Source organism: Exiguobacterium sp. BRG2 (assembly GCF_031844245.1).
Lineage (GTDB): Bacteria > Bacillota > Bacilli > Exiguobacteriales > Exiguobacteriaceae > Exiguobacterium_A.
Map to the genome: position 1 here is coordinate 73625 of NZ_JAUZUW010000009.1, position 23383 is coordinate 97007.

Here is a 23383-nt window from a genome sequence, read left to right on the forward strand (position 1 = left end):
CTCTGTTTGTTTCTTAGCAGTTCCCCGTACCGCTACGTTGTCAGTATAAAGAAGATGTGTCGATTTTGTAAACGTTTTCAATGTATATTTTCATTAAATCCACATACTCGGAATATTCTGATTACGTTAGCAGTATAAAAAAGGAACTACCTGCTACTATGTAGTATACAGGATAGCTCCTTTCGGAAAGTTACAATTGTTATTCAACTTTAGCAAGTGGCACATCTGCTGTTTCGGACTTCCCGGTCAATCGGAAGATCCCGTTCAATAGCAATGCTGTTAGTGAACCAGCGACGATCGGGCTATCCGTCAAAACGCGAATTTTTGACGGGAGACCTGCTACGATTTCAGGATTCATGCTGATTCCTAGACCAATTCCGAGCGCGAGTGCCACCGTGATGACGTGCTCGTTCTTCGAAAAATCGACCCGTGATAAGATACGGATCCCGCTTGCCGCGACCGTTCCGAACATGATCAACATCGCTCCACCAAGAACAGGTTTTGGAATCAATGTCGTAAACGTCGCTACTTTTGGTAAAAAGCCGAGCAAGATCAAAAATCCACCCGCAAATAAAATGACTTTGCGTGTCTTTACGCCAGTCAACTGAACGAGACCGACGTTTTGGCTATAGGTCGTGTAAGGGAAACTATTGAAGATACCGCCAACGATCGTCGCGACACCCTCTGCTCGGTAGCCACGCGCTAGATCCTTATCCGTCAAACGACGGTCCGTGATTTCACCAAGTGTCAAGAACACACCTGTCGATTCAACCATCGAGACGAGACCAACGAGCGTCATTGTCAAGATGGCAGTTGCATTGAATGTCGGTACACCGAAGTAAAACGGTGTCACCATTTGGAACCATGACGCTTCCGCCACCGGACTGAAGTCGATCATTCCCATGCCAAATGCAACGAGTGTACTGATCATCACAGCAATTAAGACAGCTGCCGCTTTTGAGAAGACCGTGCCGTAGCGATTCAAGATTAAAATCAAGACGATCGTTAATCCGGCGAGTCCGAGGTAACGTAAGTCACCAAAGTCTTTCGCTCCCTGTCCGCCTCCGATATCGTTGATCGCAGCCGGAATTAAGGAAATCCCGATGATCGTCACGACGGAACCAAGGACGACCGGTGGGAACAGGACCGCAATCTTACTAAACCAGCCTGAAATGACAAGAATGATCAGCCCACTGGCAATCAAAGCACCGTAAATCGCTGTAATGCCTTGAAGACTTCCAATCGCGATCATTGGACCGACTGCTGTAAAGGTACAACCGAGTACGACGGGAAGACCAACACCTGTGTATTTCGTGACGAGTACTTGTAATAAGGTCGCAACGCCACACATGAAGAGATCAATCGCCACTAAATAAGCAAGTTCTTCTCCTGACAATCCGATCGCACTCCCGACGATCAGTGGAACAACAGCTGCTCCAGTGTACATCGCAAGCACATGCTGAAGTCCGAGACTGGCTGCTTTGAAGTTTGATAGTCTCATACGGTCACCGAGTCGACGAATGTCGCTTTTCCGTCCTTCAATGACTCAACACGCGCGAGTGACTCGACACGGAATCCAGCTTCGATCAGTTTTTGACGTCCCGGTTGGAACGACTTTTCAATGACGATTCCAAATCCAGCGACTTCTGCCCCTGCCTGTTCAACGAGACGAGCGAGACCAAACGCCGCTTCTCCGTTTGCGAGGAAATCGTCGATGATCAAGACACGTTCACCCGGTTGCAGATATTTTTCTGCGACCGTGATCGTACTCGTCTGTTGTTTCGTAAACGAGAAGACTTCAGCTGAAATCGTTCCTTCGTTCAATGTGACCGATTTCGTCTTACGGGCATAGACCATCGGTACCCCTAAACGGAGCGCCGTCATCATTGCCGGGGCAATACCACCCGCTTCGATCGTCAAAATCCGCGTGATCCCGGCATCTTGGAAACGATCCATGAACTCATAAGCGATTTCCCACATCAAGGTTGGATCGACCTGATGGTTTAAAAAAGCATCCACTTTCAATACTTGCTCCGATAAGACGATTCCCTCTTGATTAATCATATCGTGTAGACGTTTCATACATGCATTCTCCTCTTTAAAAACGAAAAAACGTACAGCCGCTACCCGGGGGCAGCCACTGTACGCCAAAAAAGAGAGCAGTAACTCACCACCCGTAGTCGGACCGTTACGGCGATCCGGTAGAGACTCGTGGGCCAATTCCCACTATTATACGAGCGTTGCTATACGTTTACGTTTCGTGATTTTCGTGATGTGTACCATTGTACGGGGTTTAGCGAAAAAGTAAAGACTTTTTCACAACGTGCTTAGGCTTGGCGTTCTTCGACTGCTTGTGCTGCCGTGATGATCGCGAGCTTGTAGACATCTTCTTCGTTACAACCGCGTGAAAGATCGTTGACCGGTTTGTTCAAACCTTGAAGGATCGGACCGATTGCTTCGAATCCACCAAGACGTTGTGCGATTTTGTAGCCAATGTTTCCAGCTTCAAGACTTGGGAAGATGAAGACGTTCGCTTGACCTGCGACATCTGATTCTGGTGCTTTTGATTTCGCGACGCTTGGAACGAATGCTGCATCGAATTGGAGTTCGCCATCGATTGCAAGCTCTGGTGCACGTTCTTTCGCGATGCGCGTTGCTTCAACGACGCGCTCTGTCTCTGGTGATTTTGCTGAACCTTTTGTCGAGAAGCTGAGCAATGCCACTTTCGGGTCGATCCCGAATGTTTTCGCTGTTTTCGCAGATGCGATTGCGTTCTCTGCTAGATCGTTCGCATCTGGTGCGATGTTGATTGCGCAGTCTGCGAAGACGTATTGCTCATCGTCACGTACCATGATGAAGACGCCTGATGTTTTTTTATAGCCTTCTTGCATTTTAATGATTTGAAGTGCCGGGCGAACCGTATCTCCTGTCGCGTGCATCGCACCCGATACGAGACCTTCTGCTTGTCCAGTGTGAACGAGCATTGTACCGAACGTGTTCACGTCTTTTAAGATGACAGCACGTGCTTGCTCTTCTGTTGCTTTCCCTTTACGACGCTCAACGAACGATGCGACGAGCTCATCAATGCCAGCGTAAGAAGCAGGATCGATCGTATCAAGTCCAGTTACATCGATGCCGTTCGCTGTTGCTGTTTCTTCAATTTGTACACGTGGTCCGATGACGACTGGTGTGACGAGACCATCTTTCTTCAAACGAACAGCTGCGCCAAGAACACGCGCGTCAATTCCTTCTGGGAAGACGATTTTTGGTTGGTGCGCTTTAATCTTTTGTTCTAACATATCGAATAATTGCATGAGTTTCTCTCCTTTTTAAGTAAACACGACGTCGTCGATTTGATCGATTTTCTTTTCCATCGTTTATTATACACAGTTCTCAATCGTTGTTAAAACAATTTGCAAAAAAGTTATCTAACAAAAGCACTGAAGCCATATTCACAGACTATTACAGTCATTTTCAAGAATGGTACAGAGAATATTTTCAAACAAAGTAATCTCCACTTCCCCTTTTACCCACTCTCTGCTTTTTTCATGTGTTACGATCTCATGGACAAAGACCTTTTCGGGCGAAGCGTTTCAATAGAATGTGATAAGATAGGATATGGAAAAAAACAATTTATTTCAGACTCAGGAGGTCATCCCATGCAACACCAAACATCTGAACCGACTGCTACGCAACAAGCCGCTGAAACACTCGACGGCTGGTATACATTACATGATTTCCGCCGGATCGATTGGTCACGCTTGAAACAAGTCGACGCGAAAGACCGCGCGCGTATGATTGAAGAGTTCCAAGCCTTCCTCTCAGAGCTTTCTGGCGTCGAAGCGACAAAAGACGGCAGCCATGCACTTTACACGATCATCGGTCAAAAAGCGGATCTCGTCTTGATGGTCCTTCGTCCAACGATGGAACAAATCCAAGACGTCGAAGTCAAGATGCAGAAACTTGATCTATACGATTACCTCATTCCTACGTACTCTTACGTCTCTGTCGTTGAACTCGGTACGTATCGTGGTTCAGGAGAAGGAAACCCATACGAGAATCCATATGTGCGTGACCGTCTCTATCCGATCTTGCCGCAAGCGAAGCACATCTGCTTCTATCCGATGAGCAAGTCACGTCGCGATGGCGATAACTGGTACACGCTTTCAATGGAAAAACGTAAAGAGCTCATGTACCGTCACGGGATGATCGGTCGGAGTTACGCTGGGAAGATTCAGCAAATCATCGGTGGATCAACTGGATTCGACGATTGGGAATGGGGCGTCACACTCTTCTCAGACGACATTCTCCAGTTCAAGAAAATCGTTTATGAAATGCGTTTTGACGAAGTTAGCGCGAAGTACGGTGAGTTTGGTGAGTTCTTCATCGGCAACCGTCTCGAAAGTGAACAATTAAATACTCATTTTGCACTTTAATGTGTTGAATGACGTTTGATTGAAATATCTCATGGGAATATACTCCTTGCGGCTATAAAACAGTAAGTTGAATGACGTAAGGAGGAATTACCATGGGGAATGCTATGAACCGATCGACACGATCGCGTGAATTGCAATTCGCTGTGCTTTCAAAAGAGCTGAAACCGGTTGCAGATCGTGTACTGGATCGCTATGAGCAAGCATTATCGAAGCTAAACAAAACACAAACGACAAAGCGGTGAATCCGTTTTAATACCTACGCCTACTCTATCGTGAGTAGGCGTTTTTCATATGAAAAAGACCGTGTTTCTCCATGAGTGAAGAAACACGGTCCGTTCTCATAATCCTTTATAGGCACCAATTGCGACAAAGATCCACGCCGCGATGAACAAGACGCCACCGATTGGTGTGATGGCACCCAGTTTCGTCACGTTCGTCAATGCCATGACGTACAGACTACCTGAGAAGAAGACGATTCCGGCGAGCATCAGCCATGCAGCCAATGACCATTGTGGGATCGATGCCTTTAATAAGAGTCCTCCGAGTGCTAGGATGCCGAGCGAGTGTACCATCTGGTAAAGTACGCCTGTCTGCCAGTTTGCAAGCATCCGCTCCGTCAACATATCTTTTAAGGCGTGTGCACCGAATGCACCTAGTGCGACCGATAGCATCATCGAGATCGCGCCAATCATAATGAATACTTTCATACTTATTCTCCCCCTAACCGTCGTGCTGGTAAATTCCATTCATAATAATACGATAGCATACGTAAAACCGTGATGAGTCCAAGCAATGTGAACAAATGTAGGGGATTCGTCAATTGGAAGCGATCAATCACGAGTGCAGCCATGACAGCCCACATCGCATAAATCTCTTTATGCAGGACGAGTGGTTTCCGACCTGCGAGCAAATCGCGAATCACACCACCACCAACACCGGTCAGCACAGCAGCCGAAATCGTCGCTGACAGTGGCAGTCCTTTTGCTGTTGCCATCAGGGCGCCTTGAATCGCAAACGCAGACAACCCGAGCGCATCCGCGAGGACACCCCAACGTGTCCAGTGCGGCAAGAACAACTGGGGTAACATGAAAATCAACAACGCAACGAGAATCGCGACTAAAAAGAGACCACCTTGCGACCAGAGAGCAGATACTGGTACACCAATCAATAGATTACGAATGGCACCACCACCAAATGCTGTGATCAAAGCAAGTAACCAAACGCCGAATAAATCATATTTTTCTTCCATCGCGACGATCGCACCACTCATCGCAAAAGCGACCGTGCCGATGATATTCAATAAGTCCCAGGACATGCGCACATTTCACCTTTCTACAAAGAAATTCCAATACTTACTATACTCTCTTTTTAGTTTCCGTAAAGCATTAATTTTCTGTCACCGTTTCGACCGTTTGCGAGTGACGTTTTTAGGTAAAGTAACCTATACTGAAACAAACTGCACAGGAAGCTAGGTGACCGTATGAAACGTTGGGCGCTTTATCGCATCGTCGTCATCGTGACGATGTTCGCACGTTACATCTTTACGATCTATCGATTCACCCGGAAAAACCGGCCAGGTACGAACAATGAAGAGTTTGAGCGCATCATGATCCGAATTGCGCGTGACTATAAGAAAAAAGCATTACGGTTGGAAGGATTACTGATCAAGCTCGGTCAATTCTTATCGATTCGAGCTGATTTGTTCCCCCCATCCGTCTTGATGGAACTGACCGAACTGGTCGATAAAGTGCCTTCAAGTAAACTTGGAGAGTCACGAAAGATCATCGAAGAGGATTGGGGTATGCCGATCGAAGAAATCATCTCGGATATCAGTTCCCGTCCTGTCGCTTCTGCCTCGATTGGTGAGGTGTACAGCGGAACCTTAAAATCAAATGGTAAAAAAGTCGCGATCAAAGTCCAGCGACCGAATATCGAACAAATCATCAAAACCGATTTCCGTGCCATGCGTATCGTCATTGCCATGTTGCGCCGGACGTCGTTAAACAAATCGACTGATTTGCAAAGCTTATATCGCCAAATGGTCTTCGTCATCGGGGATGAATTGAATTACCGGACCGAATTAAAAAACGGTCTCTACTTTAAAAAGATGTATGAAACGAACCCCGTCATCTATATCCCGAGTTATTATGAAGAACATTGCACGAATCGGGTGCTCGTCATGGAATGGATCGAAGGGACACGCATCACGGATCTCGATTATCTAGCGGAACATCAGATTGATCGTGACGAACTAGCACGTAATCTCTTCTTGAACGCTGGGGAACAATTACTGTTCGGCGGGAAATTCCACGCCGATCCGCACCCAGGCAATGTCCTCGTCCAGTCCGACGGCAAAATCGTCTTGCTTGATTTTGGGATGATCGGAGCGACGACGCCCGATGATATGCGCGCGATCCAGCGGATTCTTCAGTCCTTCGTCACATTGGATTACGATGCGATCGTCGATGGTTTAGAAGATCTACGATTCTTATTGCCAAATGCGAATAAGCAAAATATCCGACAAGCAATTGAAAAAGCAGTCACGTTCTATCTCGAAAGTGATATGGAAAACGTGGATACAAAACTGATCGAGAAGGTCTTATCCGATATCGAATTGCTCGTCCGAAATGAACCAATCCAGCTTCCTGCTGAGTTTGCTTTCTTTGGACGTGCCGCATCAACGATTCTTGGAATCCTTCAGATTCTTTCACCGCAAATCAACCTGCTGGAACTCGCTAAACCAATGGTTCGACGCTGGCTCGATGACGAAGGGAAAAATCAAAACCGTTACCTACAGATTGCTGGTTCTTACGGCGCGCGATTGCTCGCCTTCCCGCGTCTTGTTAACGATGCCTTAAGCGAACCGACACGTTGGCGGATCATGGAGCAACAAAAGTTCTCTCGTGTTGCGAACATCGAGTCACTCAAAATCCGACAGTGGACGAGTTCGCTCGTCGGGATCATCAGCCTGCCTTTCAGTTATCTCGGCTATTATTTTACGCAGTACGACGTCATGGGCATTTCCTTGACGATCGCTGTCATCGCTTTATGGAATGGTCGCCGGATTGGACGACAAATCGTTCGGATCGCCGATGAACCATTTCGCTAAATGAAACGACCGTACACGTCCACCTCGGTGGACGTTTTTTATTTCAGAATAATTCATCTTCACACCATAAGGTTTTTCCTAACGCCTTGTGGGGTACAATTTCAAGTAGAGAGATAATAGTAAGGAGAGGTGAAACACTTGATTGATATTCTAATTGCCATCGTTCCCGCATTGATGTGGGGATCGTTACCGCTTGTCGTTTCGAAAATCGGAGGTTCAACGGCGCAACAAATCATCGGTACGACTCTGGGTGCGTTACTGTTCGCGATCGTCACCTTCTTTTTTGTCAGCCCAGAGATGTCGACGACCGCTTGGGTTGCCGGATTCTTTTCTGGTGCCTTTTGGGCACTTGGTCAAAAAAATCAATTTGCCGCATTTCGTCAAATGGGTGTCTCAAAGACGATGCCAATTTCAACAGGGATGCAACTCGTCGGAACATCATTGTTCGGTGTTCTTGCTTTTGGCGAGTGGTCAACGACAACTGCCTTAATTCTCGGAATTGGTGCGCTTGTATTGATCATTGCCGGAGCAGCTTTCACGTCTTATAAGGAAGATAAGAGTAAAGAAGATGAGAATATCGGCAAAGGATTGACGCTCCTTCTCATCTCGACTGTCGGGTATGTCGGTTACGTCGTCATCGCCCGCTGGTTTGATATTAATGGCTGGGAAGCCGTATTACCGCAAGCGATCGGGATGGTTGTTAGCGCAATTCTTCTTTCTTTACGAGAAGGAGACCTCTTCACAAAGAAAACAGCTGGCAATACCATCGGCGGACTCATGTGGGCTGTCGGGAACGTCGCTTTACTGTTTGCTACGGCAAAAGTCGGGGTCGCAACAAGCTTCTCCCTTTCTCAAACAGGTGTCGTCATCTCAACCATCGGTGGCGTCCTCTTACTGAAAGAAACGAAAACGAAGAAAGAGATGACCTTCGTCATCATCGGTTGTATTTTAGTCGTTGCTGGTGGAATCATGATTGGATTTACGAAACAATAAATGAAGGAGTGAAGCATCATGTATGAAAGTTTAAAAGGAAAAGTTGCCATCGTAACAGGTGGATCAATGGGAATCGGTGAAGCAATCATTCGCCGTTATGCAGAAGAAGGCATGCGTGTCGTCATCAATTATCGCAGTCACCCGGAAGAAGCGAAAAAAATTGCTGAATCGATTCAAGAAAAAGGTGGCGAAGCCATTACAATCCAAGGAGATGTCTCGAAGGAAGACGATATGATCAACCTTGTGAAAGAGACGGTGGCTCACTTTGGTCAATTGGATGTTTTCGTCAATAACGCGGGAATCGAGATGCCGTCAGCCTCCCATGAGATGTCGCTCGAAGACTGGCAAAAGGTCATCGATGTCAACTTGACAGGAGCTTTCCTCGGGGCACGAGAAGCACTGAAGTACTTCGTCGAACATGATGTCAAAGGTAGTATCATCAATATGTCGAGTGTGCATGAAATCATTCCGTGGCCGACATTCGTCCACTACGCTGCGAGTAAAGGTGGCGTCAAATTGATGACACAAACTCTTGCGATGGAGTATGCACCGAAAGGAATCCGGGTTAATGCGATTGGACCTGGTGCGATCAATACGCCGATCAACGCTGAAAAATTCGAAGATCCAGAACAACGCAAAGAAGTCGAGAGCATGATTCCAATGGGCAACATCGGGAAACCAGAAGAGATTTCTGCCGTTGCCGCATGGCTTGCGTCTGACGAAGCAAGTTATGTCACAGGGATCACACTCTTTGCCGACGGTGGCATGACACTTTATCCGTCTTTCCAAGCAGGACGTGGTTAACCTATTTTGAGTAGACAAGGAGAGAACCGCTCATGACCACTTTTTTCTCATTGATCCGTCGCGGAAATAAGTCAGCCCTTGCTGCCGCCATCGTCAATACGATCATTGCCGCGATCAAGTTCGTCGCCTATATCTTAACTGGGAATGTAGCGATGTTCGCTGAAATGATGCATACGATCGGTGACGCAGCGAACCAGTTCTTCGTCTACATCGGTTCTGCTCTCAGTAAAAAAGCACCCACGAAACGGTTTCCGAATGGTTTCGGTCGCCTTGTGAATCTCGTCTTACTTGCTGCGATCATCGTCGTTGCATTGCTTGCTTACGAGACGATTCGGGAAGGCATCTTGCATATCACACACGGTCCTGGCGAAAAGACGAGTGGTTTGTGGATCATCCTGACGGCACTTGGCATTGGTGTTGTCCTCGAAGTCGGAGTGTTCTATAAAGCGATGAAAGAAATCGCGCATGAGACGGGACTCAAATCGAGCGGACTGACACTTGTTGGTCAAAGCTTCGCCCACCTTGGACAAGCCAAACCGGCGACACGTCTCGTCTTCATGGAAGATCTTGTCGCAACTCTTGGTGGCGTCATCGCCATTATCGCTGTCCTGATTTCGCATTATACATCGTTTTATCAAGCAGAAGGCATTGCATCCATCTTGATTGGACTCATGATGTTTTATGTCGTCTATAATGTTTTTATTCAAAATGCTGCCGGTGCGCTCGGTGAGGTTGATGAAGTACTGACGGCTAAAATCGGTGAAATCTTGTTACGTGATGAAGCGGTTCGGGACATCGAAAAACTTGAAGTCATCAAGGAAGGAGATCACTTCCATGTCGAAACGGAGATTGAAGTTGATCCCAACTTGACTATTGCGCAAGCGGACGACATTAAAGATCGACTCGAATTGCAAATTCGCATCCTCAAAGGAATCACCGATGTCACGATTTCCTTTGATGAAGATGATAACGTACAGCAGTATCAACCACCGCCACCACCTGTATGATAGATAAAAGCCATCGCTAGCGATGGCTTTTTTTGCGTTTATCAGCGTGTTGCCCGGACGAATCCGGCTTCTTGTGCTTCTTTCTCCGTACAGAACCGTTGCTCCGGCTTCACTTCATTGTAAGACTGACCACCCGGGACATGGTAAATTTTTTTACCTGACCGATTGATATTACCTTTGATATCGCAGGATTTCGTTTCTGTAATCGCTTGAACATTGAATCCGCGATTCGTGACGTAGCCATCGTGCTTCCAAATTTTCTTCTTTGCCTGCTTGGCTTCCTGTTCGATCTGTTCAAACATATCGACATAACGTGTGTCTGGTTCATAGACGAAAGCGACACGGGCGAGTCCTTTTCGAAGTAACTCTTGATTTAACATCTTATCGCCGTACCAGACATAAGCGAGCAGTCGTCCGTATCGGTCAGCCCGGGAATGATCACGCTCTAACCGAATAGCTGTCCCGCTCGGTAATGTCTCTTTTGTAAACGCTGAAGCTTCCGTTCCATAAGGTTGAACCGGCGTATCCGGTTTAACAGTTTCCGGTGTATCGACGAGCAACAAACGAACATCCTCCGTTTTCCCGTCTGCTAGCCTCACTTTTAATGTATCCCCATCGATGACGCGTTGCACCGTCGCTTTCGTAATCTTTTCATCGTCTGGTTGCTTGATGCCAAGCAGATCGGTTTCTTCTGGTGCACAACCGATGAGAACGAATAAAAAAAGTAAACTTATGAATACAGATCGTCTCATTTCTATTTCTCTCCTTTCCATGAAAATACGGATTCGGTCAATGTCCGAACCCGCATACGCTCTCTTGTTCATAAGTTAGTCTGCTGATAGAACCGTCTCTACTTTGTTACGGTTTGTATAAAGTGTATAGAACGCTTCCGCTACGTTTTTCGGATCAAGTGCCGTTCCGCGCTTCACTTCTCCGGCAATCGTGACGGTTCCGACGTAGACACCGTCTTCCTTCAACGTATCATGGAGCATGTGCGTCACTTGACGAACGCCTGCCTTGCCAATCGAAAGCCCTGGTAACGATTTGATTGCTTGCATCGCAGCGCCACCTCCTGTAATCAGGATGGCGCCGTCTTTTCGTTCCTGCATCGAAGGAGCAACGAGTTGTGCGGCATGCAGTGCACCGAGAACATCGATCTCGAACTCTTTCGTAATCTGTTCTGCCGAGACTTCAAGGACAGATGCTTGATGTAAAATCGAAGCATTATAGACTAAGACATCGATTTGTCCATACTGCTCCTCTGTCCATTCGATGAGTGATGCGATATCGGCTTTTCGAGAAGCATCACATTCTACCCCCACCGCCTCTACCCCTTCTTCTTTTAGTTCCGTGATGACGGCTGCAAGCGTTTCTTGTGTCCGCGCCGCACAAACGACTTGAAACCCTTCTTGCCCAAATCGTTTACTGATTTCATATCCGTTTCCTGGTCCTGCTCCAATGACGATGACTGTTTTCATGACGTATCTCCCTTTCTTATTTTAACTGTGATGGTTATTCCCTGAATTGCGTCATTTCATTCAAAAATCGAGCAATGAAGTGCCTTTTTCTTCTTTTTCCTGCGAAACACCCATGAAACGCGCTAACATCGGATCGACTGCTGGGGTTGCCTGAGGCGTTGACGTAGGAAGCGATATTGTCGAACTTGGCGTCGCCTCGGATTCAAGGAGTAATTCACAATAAGCCTTCATCGCTGCAATCTGTTCTTTTTGCGCAGCTCCTGTTGTTTGGTCAATACGTTGCATCGCTTGGCGCATCTTTTCGATGATGTGTTGCTCGGTAATCATCTTGTATTCCTCCTTATGGTAGATTGAGGGTATGAACTTGAAAAGGATGTGTTTTCTATGATTCGTACCGCATTAGTTGGTTTTGGTCTTGCCGGTGAACATTTGCATGCGCCTTATTTACACGCACCTGATTATCAGTTGGTCGCTGTTCAATCGAGTCGCCCGGAAGCGGTCGCTGCGTACGATGCGACGCTCCCTGTCTATCCGACACTTGAAGCATTACTTGAAGCGGAACAAATCGATTTAGTCGTCATCGCGACGGCAAATGATCTGCATTATCCACTCGCGCGTCTCGCCTTGCTCTCGGGCTGTGATGTACTTGTCGAGAAACCGTTCACCGTCACGCTCGAAGAAGCCGAAACGTTGACAGAACTAGCACGGACACACGGTCGGTTATTGACAGTTTATCATAATCGGCGGTACACGAAGGACTTTCGGACGCTGATGACCTTATTGAAATCTGGACGACTCGGTACGCTCCAGACGTTCGAAGCGCATTATGACCGTTACCGTCCCGATGTGCAGGAGCGTTGGCGCGAACAGGACGTTCCTGGTGCCGGACTATTGTACGACCTTGGTTCACACTTGATCGATCAAGCACTCATCGCCTTCGATGAAATTCCAGACCGTGTCTTTTGTGATCAAACGATTCAACGACAAGATGGGATCGTTGATGACTATACACATCTAATTTTAGCCTTTGGCACGCGACGCGCTATTTTGCATATCGGTTCCATCGTTCCAGCTGTTGGTCCCTCCCTGATGGTGCACGGAACACAGGCGAGTTACTTCGTTGATGAAGTCGATACAAAACGGACGACCTATCAATTGGCTGAAGCAAATGGACCTCTGCAAGACTTCCCTTTTGTTTCCGGTCATTTTGGGGATTATTATACGGATCTCGCTCCAGCCATCCGTAAGCGAACCACACCACCTGTCTCTGCGAAACAGGCTGAACTCGTCATGAAAATCATTGATCGTGCTCAAAAGAGTGCAAAAGTGGGTACATGGATAGAAGTAGACTAACTATTCATTTCAGACGAACAGGGGGAAGACAAGATGTTTTCAAGTACGGAACGGACAGCATGGTTAGAAGAGATGGGACAAGAACTTCTAGACGTTCTCGTCATCGGGGGCGGTATCACGGGAGCTGGTATTCTGCTTGACGCACAAAGTCGCGGCATGCGAACAGGCTTGATTGAAATGCAGGACTTCGCCGAAGGGACATCGAGCCGATCGACGAAACTTGTCCATGGTGGATTGCGTTATCTGAAGCAATTCGAGATTAAACTCGTCGCCGAAGTCGGGAAAGAACGTGCCATCGTGTATGAGAACGCACCGCATGTGACGACACCGGAGTGGATGATGCTTCCACTTGTCGAAGGTGGTACATTCGGTAGCTTCTCGACCTCGATCGGCTTACGTGTCTATGATCAACTCGCTGGTGTCAAACGCCATGAACGTCGGACGATGCTTAGCAAAGAAGAAACATTACGTTACGAACCACTGTTACGCTCAGAGCATTTAGTCGGCGGTGGTCGGTATGTCGAATATAAAACGGATGATGCTCGACTGACGGTCGAAGTCTTAAAAGCAGCCATCGGTTACGGCGGACGTGCCGTCAATTATACGAAAGCGGAATCGCTTGTCTACCACAACGGAAAAGTCGTTGGTGTCGAAGTCCGTGACGTCTTAAGTGGCAAAACGTATACGATTCGGGCGAAGAAGATCATTAATGCGACGGGTCCTTGGGTCGATGAACTGCGCGAAAAAGACGGTTCGAAATCTGGAAAGTCTTTACACCTGACAAAAGGGATTCATCTCGTCATCGATCAAGTACATTTCCCGTTGCAACAAGCCGTTTACTTCGATGTTCCAGACGGTCGGATGATCTTTGCGATTCCACGTGAAGGGAAAACGTATGTCGGAACAACGGATACGAACTATAAAGGAGATATTCTTGAGCCTGGTGTCACCGTCGAGGATCAGGATTACATCCTAGAGGCGACGAATCAAATGTTCAACGTCGAGTTACGACCTGAGCATGTCGAATCAACGTGGTCTGGACTACGTCCACTCATTCATGAAGATGGAAAAGATCCAAGTGAACTGTCCCGAAAAGACGAAATCTTCATTTCGAAATCCGGTCTGATGTCAATCGCCGGTGGTAAGTTGACTGGGTACCGGAAAATGGCGGAACGAATCATCGATATGGTCGCGGAGCAATTCAAGACAGAAGAAAATCGAATTTATCTTGCTTCCCGTACGCACGATATCTTGCTTGGTGGTGGTCATCCACAAGGAAGTAAAGGATTCGCGCGTTACATGAAGGAACAACAACCAAAAGGCGAAGCACTTGGGTTGTCACCGAATGAGACGACATGGCTCATCCAGCGCTACGGTACGAATGTCGAGCGTGTCTTTGAATTGATTCGGACACGCGGTGACGAAGCCGCTCGTTATCAATTACCGTTACACTGGTTCGGTGCCCTTCTGTATGGTCTAGAAGCAGAGCTCGTCATGCAACCCGGTGACTTCTTGAACCGTCGTGCTTCAGCCGTCTTCTTTGATTTCCCTCATGCTGAACAATACGCAGACGGTGTTCTTGCCCTGATGCGTAGTGAACTCGGCTGGTCGGCAGAAGATGAAGCGAAAGCCAATGAAAGCATTCGTCGTGAATTTGACGCGGTTCGCGTCAAAGGTCCTGTTCCACTTTCCTAACACAAGAAGACCCGATCGCCTGAAGGCGACCTGGTCTTTTGATGTGTTTACTCTTCTTCTTTTGAAGCAGCAAGTTCCGCTGCCGGCATGTTTCCTGGGTGTAGATTCGAACGCTTACGCGCAAACGTAAAGTAAAGCACTAAACCGATTGCAAGCCAGATTCCGAAAGCAATCCATGTCTCGAGTTTCAAGTTGAACATCAAGAAGAGACATGCAGCGATTGCTGCGATTGGCACATATGGCATACCCGGACATTTGAATGCACGTGGGAGATCCGGCTGTGTCTTACGAAGAATCAAGACAGCGACAGAGATTAAGACGAATGCTGCGAGTGTACCCATGTTGACGAGGTTCGCGATGACATCGAGTGGAACGAATCCAGCGACGAGTGAACTACCAAGTCCGATCATCCAAGTTGCCTTGAATGGTGTTTGATATTTCGGATGCACTTCGGAGAATACTTTAGGGAACATTCCGTCACGCGAAATCGCAAACGCGAGACGCACCATTCCGTATGTCATGACGAGAATAACCGTTGTGATCCCGAGAATCGCACCGAGATCGATGAAACCAGCGACCCAGTTTTGACCTGCCATTTGAATCGCAAGTGAGACCGGGTGATCGATACCAGCGAATTGTTTGTAAGGGACGATCCCTGTCATGATGGCTGCGACGATGACGTAAAGGATTGTACAGACAGCAAGTGAACCGATGATACCACGTGGTAAGTTCTTTTGCGGATCACGAACTTCTTCCGCTGCTGATGTAACAGCATCAAAACCGATGTACGCGAAGAAGACGATCGCAGCACCCGAGAAGACGCCTCCCCAACCAAATGGAGTGAATGGTGTCCAGTTTGATGGTTCAACGTAGCCAACACCGACGACGATGAACAACACGACGACTGCTAATTTGATGACAACCATGATGTTGTTGACACGTTTCGTTTCCTTGATTCCCATCGACAACAATGCCGTAATGGCAAAGAGGATCAGGAAGGCTGGAAGGTTGAAGTATGTCTTGGCTCCTTCTACTGCTCCTGGAGCTGCTGAGAGAGCTGTTGGCACATGGATATTGAATCCTGCGAGTAAGGACTGGAAATAACCTGACCAACCGGCTGCTACGGCACTGGAGGCGAGTCCATATTCGAGGATCAAGTTCCAACCGATGATCCAAGCAAAGATCTCTCCCATCGTTGCATACGTATACGTATAGACGGATCCACTGACCGGAATCGTTGATGCAAATTCAGCGTAAGCAAGAGCAGCTAGACCACAGGCGATGGCAGATAGAATGAATGATACGATAAGTCCTGGTCCTGCAGTCAACGCTCCTGTTCCCGTCAAAACGAAGATTCCGGTACCGATGATGGCGCCAATTCCTAAAAACGTTAAATCCATCGCGCCAAGATTTCGAGCAAGTCCACTGTTGCGTTTACTTGCAGCAATCATAGCGGAAACATCTTTTTTCCGCGTCAAACTCATGATGTACTTCCCCCTATATCCGTTGTGATTTGTCTTACGAAGCGAGTCGTCCGTAAGAACTTAATCAAAAATTTACGAAGTTTTCAGATAAATTGATATAGGTCATTATACCTATTTGTTTTTTGCTTGACGCTTTCATCTGTTAAAGAATAAAAATCACTTCAAAAATATCGGTATGTAACATCTGTTACATACCGATATTTTCCTCCTTTTTCAGTCCATATTTTGAGTCGTTTTCCGCGTCTTCATCCATTCTAAAAACACTTGGTAATCCAGCTTTGTTCGCATGACATAAGCTTCTGACCAACGCTCGATCTGCTCCAAAAAAGCGGTATCGGAAACACCGATAGCTCGAATGATTTCAACATCCGCATGATGGGTTAATATTTTTTCTTGAATTCCCGCATCTTGATCTGCCCGCGCATGGATTTTCGCGGTAATTTGACCTTGAATACATAACACGTTCTCAAGGTCTTCCTGACTTTTTATATGCTTCGCCTTTAGTTTTTTCTTGTACGGTGAGCGCTCGCGTACATAATATTCCTTTTTTTCAATCGTCAGATAACCAAGATATGGATCTTCATGTGCCTGCATCGCCTTTTGCGACGTGATGACCCTTCTCCCTTGATGAACGGTTTCTGCTTCTGGACGATAAACGGGCAGAAATAACGAAGGGACAGACGTTTGCGCTTGTTTCATCTCAAGAATCAAATCTTCTTCTCCCCCTTCGCCCTCAATCAAGATGTAATAGCGCTCGAGACCAATGGATGCTGTTCCGCTGTCTAGCTTACGAACGATATCCTTGATCGTATAGAACGATTCCTCATGGCGATCCTCGGCGTCGATTGTCTCGATATAGGAAGACCAAGCAGACTCAATTGCTGCTCGTGTCGCGTCATCTACTACTTCCATATCCGGGAGTGTACAAAATCGTCTCACGCCATCTACCAGTTCCGTTCGCTCCCCCATTAATTCTTCACGTTTTTTTTCTGCTTTTTTGATTAACTTCTTGATTGGTCCTTTTGTATTGTCCCGTGTAAAACAGACATCACTTGGATCTTTTCCAAGTGCATACTTTTTTAAATCATGTAAGTATTCAAGAACATAATTACGAATTGCAGGGACTGAATCATATCCTGCCTCTTCAGCGAACAACCGGACAGAGACTGCCATGCGAATCAAATCGTATAAATACGATCCTAAGTATCCTTCATCAAAGTCGTTGACGTCGTAGATAATTTCTCCTTTTGCATTGCCATGGACACCGAAGTTCTCAAAGTGAAGATCACCTTGGATCCAAGTTGGCTTATCACGAGGTGTGTCAAAACCAAGCGGAATCCGGGTCACATCGTAATAAAAAAGATGCGAACTCCCCCGAAAAAAACGAAATGGACTCAAACTCATCTTGTCGTATTTCTCCTGACGTGCTTTCTCATCAAGCTGACGGATTTCATGATCATAGAAATCAAGTACCTTTGCAATCGTCATCTGTCGAATCTCTTCATACACGGACTGAAACATCTGATCCTCTCCTTTCCATTTGAAAAAAAGAGCAGTCAAAACGAAATCGTTTGACTGCTCCCTACGTGTTACTCGAAATGTTTTTTATATTCCCCGTATCCTGCCGAATCAAGCTCTTCTACCGGAATAAATCGTAACGCTGCTGAGTTGATACAATAGCGTAGACCACCAAGCTCTGTCGGACCATCATCGAAAATGTGACCAAGATGACTATCTGCATTCGCAGAACGTACTTCCGTCCGCGTCATCCCATGACTCGTGTCGAGTTCGACTTCCATCTTGTCTTCTGAGATCGGTTTAGCGAAGCTCGGCCAACCACAGTTTGACTGGAATTTATCTTTTGATGTGAAGAGTGGTGTACCATCGACGATATCGACATAAAGACCTGGACGTTCCTCATCCCAGTATTCGTTACGAAAAGCAGGTTCCGTCCCGTTCTCTTGTGTGACTTTATACTGAATCGGTGTCAGGCGCTCTTTTAATTCTTTTTCCTTACCGTGATCCTTCCACGCTTCCTTGATGAATTTCGCGCGACCGGAGCCGACACTATACATCTGATAACGGAACGGATTCTTTTTATAATAATCTTGGTGATATTCTTCAGCTGGCCAAAACGGCTTTTCTGGACGAATCTCTACCGCGACTGGTCGCGAGAAGCGTCCTGATGCGTCAAGCGCAGCTTTCGAACGTTCAGCTGCTTCACGCTGTGCTTCATCGACATAAAAGATAGCCGGTTGGTACGATTCGCCACGGTCATTGAATTGACCTCCGCCATCTGTCGGATCGATTTGACGCCAGAAGATATCGAGTAATTCTTCGTACGTAATGACGGACGGATCGTACGTGACTTCAACCGCCTCCAAGTGACCTGTCGTTTCCGAACAGACCTCTTTATAAGTTGGGTTCTCTGTATGACCACCGGTATATCCTGAAATGACCTGCTCTACCCCATCATATTTATGGAATGGCTTGACCATGCACCAGAAACAACCACCTGCAAATATTGCTTTTGCCATCTATCTTCCCCTCCTCTGTATGTCTCTATTTTACCGCGTTCAGAGAATGGACTCGACTTTCCTGCTCATTCAATCCTCTGGGTTCGTTTTTAGGCGACGCATGACGAAGTAGATCGCCGCAAAGACAAGAAGCAGTCCTCCAAGCGAATACCAGATGTTATTCAAGCGATAGATCATTTGATATAAGGCAAGCGTCACAAGCAATAATGCGATCGGTAAGAAGGCACGCTTAAAGTGGTACCAGTAATTCACAAAGATCGCCTCCTGTTTTTCTTTCATCTTACCCGATATGTCATGCCTTCTGCGAGAGGATTATTCAGCTTGACGGTACTCTTCTTCGAGATAGATCCGGTACTTCGTTTCCCAAGCATTTAGCGACACACGCCATAATACAATCGTTGCGATGGCAAGTCCTAACGTAACCGGCCAGAACCACATCGACACGATACCTGCTGTCGAAGCCAGTCCGATCTTTGAGAACAAAACGTACGTCCAAATGATGGATGTACATAATAGGATCGAGACTGGAATCGCGAACTTCCATGGAGTGAGCTCGACAGACTGTCGTCGATTGACCTTTCTTGACTGAGCGTCCGGATAACGATATCCCATGAATACCATGAATAACACTTCTATCACGAGTAAAATACCGTACCCATGAATATAGCTGATGCCATGATCCCAGCCGAACAGTTGTTTAAAACCGAAGACGAATAAGTAATACGCGAACACGTGAAAGACGATGACGATTTTCGCTGCAATCGCCGGAATTCGTTTCATGAAAATCCCCATTAATACGATAACGAGAATCGGAATGTTGAAAAACCCTGTGAATTGCCGGATTAAACTCCATAAGCCGTCCGGCGCGTACATCAAGAATGGTGCGATGACGAAAGAGATCAAGGCAACGATCGTTCCGAACCATTTACTGACACGAATCAAATGTTCATCACTCGCCTCTTTCGCAAACACCGGCTGATAGATATCGAGGACGAAAAGTGTCGCAATACTATTTAGCAAAGAGTTAAAGGAACTGAAGACGGCCCCGAGTAAGACAGCCAAGAAAAATCCCATCAGCGAGACCGGCAGTAACTCCGTGATGAGTCGAGGATAGGATAAATCACCGCTCGTCAATGTATTTCCATACAAGTGATAAGCAATGATTCCAGGAATCAGCATGAAGACTGGAACTAACAACTTCAAAAATCCTGTCATTAAGACTCCTTTTTGACCTTCTTTTAAATCCTTTGCGCCGAGCACACGCTGAATGACATATTGATTTAGTGACCAATAGAATAAATTCGCGAATAAGATTCCCGTAAATATCGAGAAGAACGGAACGGCATCGGTTGAGCTTCCGATTGCGTTCAGCTTCTCCGGTTGTACAGTCGCAATCGTCTTCATCCCTTGAAGGAGATTCCCGTCACCAAGCGCAATAAAGCCAAGCACCGGAACTAGGAATCCAACGAAGACGAGTCCGATCCCATTCAGCGTATCGGAGACAGCCACCGCACGGAGTCCTCCAAAAATCGCATAAATTGCTCCAATGATCCCGACGACCCATACAACTAACCAAAGGGATTGCGTATAACTGAGACCAAATAATTCCGGAACATCGAACAGCTGCAAGACAGCAATCCCACCTGAATAAAGCATCGAAGGAATCGTGACGCACATATATCCAAGCAAAAAGAGTAAGACTGTCATCCGGCGCACCGTCTCATCATACCGGTGACTTAAGTATTCTGGTAATGTCGAGATGCCAAGCCCGAGAAACTTCGGAAGCAGATAGATAGCCATGATGATCGCAGCAAATCCCGCCGTGACTTCCCACGCCATACTCGACATATTTCCCATGAAGGATTGTCCGTTTAATCCAATCAACTGTTCTGCCGACAAATTCGTCAGCAGTAGCGAACCGGCAATGAACACACCGCTTAATCCTCGCCCTGCTAAGAAGTATTCATCGACGCCTTGTGTTTTCCCACGCGTCAATCGGTAGGATATGTAGGCAACGAGCAACATGAAAAACGCTGCAGAACCTAATGTGAAAAATAATTCAGATGTAGTCATGCGTCTCCCCCTATTCTTTATTTATATTTTCCTTTTATGAATATGTATTCATTGATTCCTTTTTTATACTTTTTCAAAACTATATTTTAGAAAACGTTTTTATTTAAAGGAATAAAAAACCACCTTCATTTATAGAAGGTGGTTCCGATTGCAGAAAAATGGGCTGACTCAAAAATGACTCGTCTTCACGCCCTTTCCTCAGGCGAGACACAAGCCAGTTTTCCCGCTCTATTCGAGCAGGAAAACGGGTCTTGTTTGTCTCTGACAGCGCAAAATTGCGCTTTTTCCTGTAGGAGTGGCGTGTAACGTGTCATTCTTCTTTATACCCGGAAAGAGAATCAGAGAAGCGTTTTGTTCACTCGACATCGCTTCCTAGGGAAAAACAAGCAAGAGCGACCCTGCAGCGAAGCGAAGCGGCGCGATGCTTGTCCCAGGAAAACGATTCGAAACGAACAAAAAAGCGCAATCTTCCTCATCAGACTCATCAGAGAAAAATTGCACTTTGTCTTCAATCTCAATTACCTTCATTTATAGAAGGTGGTTCACACATTATGATTGACGTGGATGTTCTGGGAAGTCCATCTCTTCGTAACGAACAATCGACGTCCGGTTTTTAAATTTGTGTCCTAACCAGAAGGCAAGGAACAACGGAATTCCGACATATGTCGCGGCAATCCCGACCCAATCAATTTGATCAGCAAGGAATGCTGCATAGTTTTGACCAACGATGACAAGGAAACAAAGACCGAATGCAAACAGCGGACCGAACGGGAACGCTGGTGCAACGTAAGGTAAATCTTTCAACGAATGACCTTGTGCAAGGAATCCTTTACGGAAACGATAGTGACTGATCGCAATTCCGAGCCACGCGATGAATCCTGTCATACCTGAAGCATTGAGTAACCACAGATAGACTTGTCCACCAAACATCGATGTTAAGAAACAGAGTGCACCGATTGCTCCTGTTGCAAGCAAGGCGTTACGCGGTACCCCATTTTTCGACACTTTTGCAAAGAACTTTGGTGCATCTCCTTGACGAGCAAGTGTATACAGCATCCGTGTGGAAGCATACATACCTGAGTTACCGGCAGATAGAACAGATGTCAAGATGACGGCGTTCATGAGTGCTGCCGAGAACGCAAGACCTGCTTTTTCAAAGACGAGCGTAAACGGACTAACGGCAATGTCCGTGATGTCATTGGAAACCAAGTTCGGGCTCGTATACGGAATGAGCATCCCGATGACGAAAATCGCAAGGATGTAGAAGAGTAAAATGCGCCAGAAGACTTGTTTGACTGCTTTTGGAATGTTTTTTTTCGGATTTTCCGATTCACCTGCGGCAATCCCGACTAGCTCCGTTCCTTGGAAACTGAATCCAGCAACGAGGATGATTCCGATGACGGCAGGAATACCACCGACGAACGGCGCATCCCCGAGAGCAAAGTTTTTAAAGCCAACTGGTGGCTCCGATGTAAAGACACCGAAAATCATCGCAACACCGACGACTAAGAAGACGATGACAGTGACGACTTTAATCATGGCGAACCAATACTCCGCTTCCCCAAAACCTTTAACGGAGAAGTAGTTCAAGCCGATCATGAGTAAAAGGAATAAGGCACTGAAGTAAAATCCAGGAACGTCCGGGAACCAATACGTCATAACGATTTGTGCTGCAACGAGCTCAACTGCGATCGTGACCGCCCAGTTGTACCAGTAGTTCCAGCCGAGGGCAAAGCCGAATGAGGGATCGACGAATTTTGTCCCGTATGTCGAGAAGGATCCGGCGACAGGCATATACGCCGCCATTTCGCCAAGACTTGTCATTAGGAAGTAGACCATCAGACCAACGATTGCATACGATAGGAGTGCACCACCTGGTCCTGCTGCTGCAACGGAAGCACCGGACGCGATGAAAAGTCCTGTTCCGATTGCCCCACCGATGGCGATCATCGACATGTGACGGGCTTGTAATCCACGTTTTAATCCTTCGGCTGTCGAATCTGTTGTTTGTTTCACATCTAGTTTGTTCATTTCGTTCGCTTCTCTCTGTTTAGATTTTTTGAGAGGACACTTTTTGAATGAAAAAACAAAAAGCGCCCTCATCTTCCAGATGGAAGATGAGAACGCAACATAATAAAATGAATGCGCCTCATTCTACCGTCGTGAAAGATAGCTCTCCACAAGTGAGTGATACCCGACTTGTGACAGTATTAGACCTATTCGACCTAATCCCAATCGATCATCTTCAAAGCGATGATTGATTTCGGCAATTCTTCCTTTCAGGTCACTTCATTTGTCGCTTGACGACATCCATAACCGTACTCTTAAGAACTGCAACCTCCATCCCACTGGTTGAGTGAGAACTGAATTAAATTAGTTATTACTACGCCATATTACACAAACCGCCACGAAAT

At 46.7% G+C, this 23383-nt stretch carries 22 protein-coding genes and 2 riboswitches; of the genes, 8 read left to right on the forward strand and 14 right to left on the reverse strand.

Features of this window, described 5'->3' with window-relative positions:
- Positions 1–199: 199 nt before the first annotated feature.
- The 3 genes from Q9R23_RS12100 to pta form a co-directional block, all read right to left on the reverse strand.
- Complete coding sequence (locus Q9R23_RS12100) at positions 200–1501, reverse strand: nucleobase:cation symporter-2 family protein (RefSeq protein ID WP_214856250.1); 1302 nt, start codon at positions 1499–1501, stop codon at positions 200–202.
- Complete coding sequence (locus tag Q9R23_RS12105) at positions 1498–2082, reverse strand: xanthine phosphoribosyltransferase (protein WP_290756166.1); 585 nt, start codon at positions 2080–2082, stop codon at positions 1498–1500. The genes Q9R23_RS12100 and Q9R23_RS12105 overlap by 4 nt, the downstream gene beginning before the upstream one ends.
- 75 nt (positions 2083–2157) lie before the next feature.
- Positions 2158–2257: riboswitch (purine riboswitch) on the reverse strand.
- A 70-nt stretch (positions 2258–2327) separates the two neighbouring features.
- The gene (pta, locus tag Q9R23_RS12110) at positions 2328–3314 is read right to left on the reverse strand and encodes a phosphate acetyltransferase (RefSeq protein WP_290756168.1); all 987 of its coding nucleotides are present in this window, start codon (positions 3312–3314) and stop codon (positions 2328–2330) included.
- Between the two features lie 345 nt (positions 3315–3659).
- Here pta and hemQ point away from each other — a divergent pair, with 345 nt between their 5' ends.
- Positions 3660–4436, forward strand: coding sequence for a hydrogen peroxide-dependent heme synthase (hemQ, locus tag Q9R23_RS12115; protein WP_311247130.1), 777 nt, complete (start codon positions 3660–3662; stop codon positions 4434–4436).
- 92 nt (positions 4437–4528) lie between these two features.
- Positions 4529–4678: a hypothetical protein gene (locus Q9R23_RS12120; RefSeq protein ID WP_023466754.1), complete on the forward strand. Its 150-nt coding sequence runs from the start codon at positions 4529–4531 to the stop codon at positions 4676–4678.
- Positions 4679–4774: 96 nt separating this feature from the next.
- Here Q9R23_RS12120 and Q9R23_RS12125 read toward each other — a convergent pair whose 3' ends face one another.
- Both Q9R23_RS12125 and Q9R23_RS12130 read right to left on the reverse strand, forming a co-directional pair.
- Positions 4775–5143: a DUF423 domain-containing protein gene (locus tag Q9R23_RS12125; protein ID WP_023466753.1), complete on the reverse strand. Its 369-nt coding sequence runs from the start codon at positions 5141–5143 to the stop codon at positions 4775–4777.
- A 2-nt stretch (positions 5144–5145) separates the two neighbouring features.
- Positions 5146–5751, reverse strand: coding sequence for a trimeric intracellular cation channel family protein (locus Q9R23_RS12130; protein ID WP_023466752.1), 606 nt, complete (start codon positions 5749–5751; stop codon positions 5146–5148).
- A 165-nt stretch (positions 5752–5916) separates the two neighbouring features.
- Here Q9R23_RS12130 and Q9R23_RS12135 point away from each other — a divergent pair, with 165 nt between their 5' ends.
- The 4 genes from Q9R23_RS12135 to Q9R23_RS12150 all read left to right on the forward strand — a co-directional run bounded on the left by Q9R23_RS12135 (position 5917) and on the right by Q9R23_RS12150 (position 10349).
- Positions 5917–7545, forward strand: coding sequence for an ABC1 kinase family protein (locus Q9R23_RS12135; RefSeq protein WP_214856253.1), 1629 nt, complete (start codon positions 5917–5919; stop codon positions 7543–7545).
- A gap of 141 nt (positions 7546–7686) precedes the next feature.
- Positions 7687–8538: a GRP family sugar transporter gene (locus tag Q9R23_RS12140; RefSeq protein ID WP_311247171.1), complete on the forward strand. Its 852-nt coding sequence runs from the start codon at positions 7687–7689 to the stop codon at positions 8536–8538.
- Between the two features lie 18 nt (positions 8539–8556).
- Positions 8557–9342 carry a glucose 1-dehydrogenase gene (locus Q9R23_RS12145; protein WP_311247131.1) on the forward strand — a complete coding sequence of 262 codons (786 nt, stop codon included), beginning with the start codon at positions 8557–8559 and terminating at the stop codon, positions 9340–9342.
- Between the two features lie 32 nt (positions 9343–9374).
- The gene (locus tag Q9R23_RS12150; protein WP_214856255.1) at positions 9375–10349 is read left to right on the forward strand and encodes a cation diffusion facilitator family transporter; all 975 of its coding nucleotides are present in this window, start codon (positions 9375–9377) and stop codon (positions 10347–10349) included.
- A 41-nt stretch (positions 10350–10390) separates the two neighbouring features.
- On the opposite strand, the gene Q9R23_RS12155 is transcribed toward Q9R23_RS12150, so the two are convergent.
- The 3 genes from Q9R23_RS12155 to Q9R23_RS12165 all read right to left on the reverse strand — a co-directional run bounded on the left by Q9R23_RS12155 (position 10391) and on the right by Q9R23_RS12165 (position 12154).
- Complete coding sequence (locus Q9R23_RS12155; protein WP_311247132.1) at positions 10391–11101, reverse strand: thermonuclease family protein; 711 nt, start codon at positions 11099–11101, stop codon at positions 10391–10393.
- 75 nt (positions 11102–11176) lie between these two features.
- A complete protein-coding gene (locus Q9R23_RS12160; RefSeq protein WP_214856259.1) occupies positions 11177–11827 on the reverse strand; it encodes an SDR family NAD(P)-dependent oxidoreductase in 651 nt (216 codons plus the stop codon).
- Between the two features lie 60 nt (positions 11828–11887).
- Positions 11888–12154 carry a DUF5327 family protein gene (locus Q9R23_RS12165; protein ID WP_214856262.1) on the reverse strand — a complete coding sequence of 89 codons (267 nt, stop codon included), beginning with the start codon at positions 12152–12154 and terminating at the stop codon, positions 11888–11890.
- 57 nt (positions 12155–12211) lie between these two features.
- Between Q9R23_RS12165 and Q9R23_RS12170 the strand changes: the two genes are divergently transcribed.
- Both Q9R23_RS12170 and Q9R23_RS12175 read left to right on the forward strand, forming a co-directional pair.
- Positions 12212–13180 (forward strand): Gfo/Idh/MocA family oxidoreductase, encoded by a 969-nt coding sequence (locus Q9R23_RS12170; protein ID WP_311247133.1) that lies wholly within the window; start codon positions 12212–12214, stop codon positions 13178–13180.
- Between the two features lie 33 nt (positions 13181–13213).
- The gene (locus Q9R23_RS12175) at positions 13214–14875 is read left to right on the forward strand and encodes a glycerol-3-phosphate dehydrogenase/oxidase (RefSeq protein WP_311247134.1); all 1662 of its coding nucleotides are present in this window, start codon (positions 13214–13216) and stop codon (positions 14873–14875) included.
- A 47-nt stretch (positions 14876–14922) separates the two neighbouring features.
- On the opposite strand, the gene bcaP is transcribed toward Q9R23_RS12175, so the two are convergent.
- The 6 genes from bcaP to Q9R23_RS12205 form a co-directional block, all read right to left on the reverse strand.
- Positions 14923–16359, reverse strand: a complete 1437-nt coding sequence (gene bcaP, locus Q9R23_RS12180; protein WP_035411480.1) for a branched-chain amino acid transporter BcaP — start codon at positions 16357–16359, stop codon at positions 14923–14925.
- Between the two features lie 213 nt (positions 16360–16572).
- On the reverse strand, positions 16573–17880 hold the full coding sequence (locus Q9R23_RS12185) for a DUF2252 domain-containing protein (RefSeq protein ID WP_311247135.1): 1308 nt from the start codon (positions 17878–17880) through the stop codon (positions 16573–16575).
- 68 nt (positions 17881–17948) lie between these two features.
- Entirely contained in the window at positions 17949–18896 is a 948-nt protein-coding gene (gene msrA, locus Q9R23_RS12190) for a peptide-methionine (S)-S-oxide reductase MsrA (RefSeq protein ID WP_290756184.1), read from the reverse strand.
- A gap of 69 nt (positions 18897–18965) precedes the next feature.
- A complete protein-coding gene (locus Q9R23_RS12195; RefSeq protein ID WP_035411695.1) occupies positions 18966–19148 on the reverse strand; it encodes a hypothetical protein in 183 nt (60 codons plus the stop codon).
- A gap of 60 nt (positions 19149–19208) precedes the next feature.
- Positions 19209–20969, reverse strand: coding sequence for a solute:sodium symporter family transporter (locus tag Q9R23_RS12200; protein WP_311247136.1), 1761 nt, complete (start codon positions 20967–20969; stop codon positions 19209–19211).
- A 549-nt stretch (positions 20970–21518) separates the two neighbouring features.
- On the reverse strand, positions 21519–23000 hold the full coding sequence (locus Q9R23_RS12205; RefSeq protein WP_311247137.1) for an amino acid permease: 1482 nt from the start codon (positions 22998–23000) through the stop codon (positions 21519–21521).
- A gap of 131 nt (positions 23001–23131) precedes the next feature.
- A riboswitch (Lysine riboswitch) is annotated at positions 23132–23320 on the reverse strand.
- Between the last annotated feature and the right edge of the window lie 63 nt (positions 23321–23383).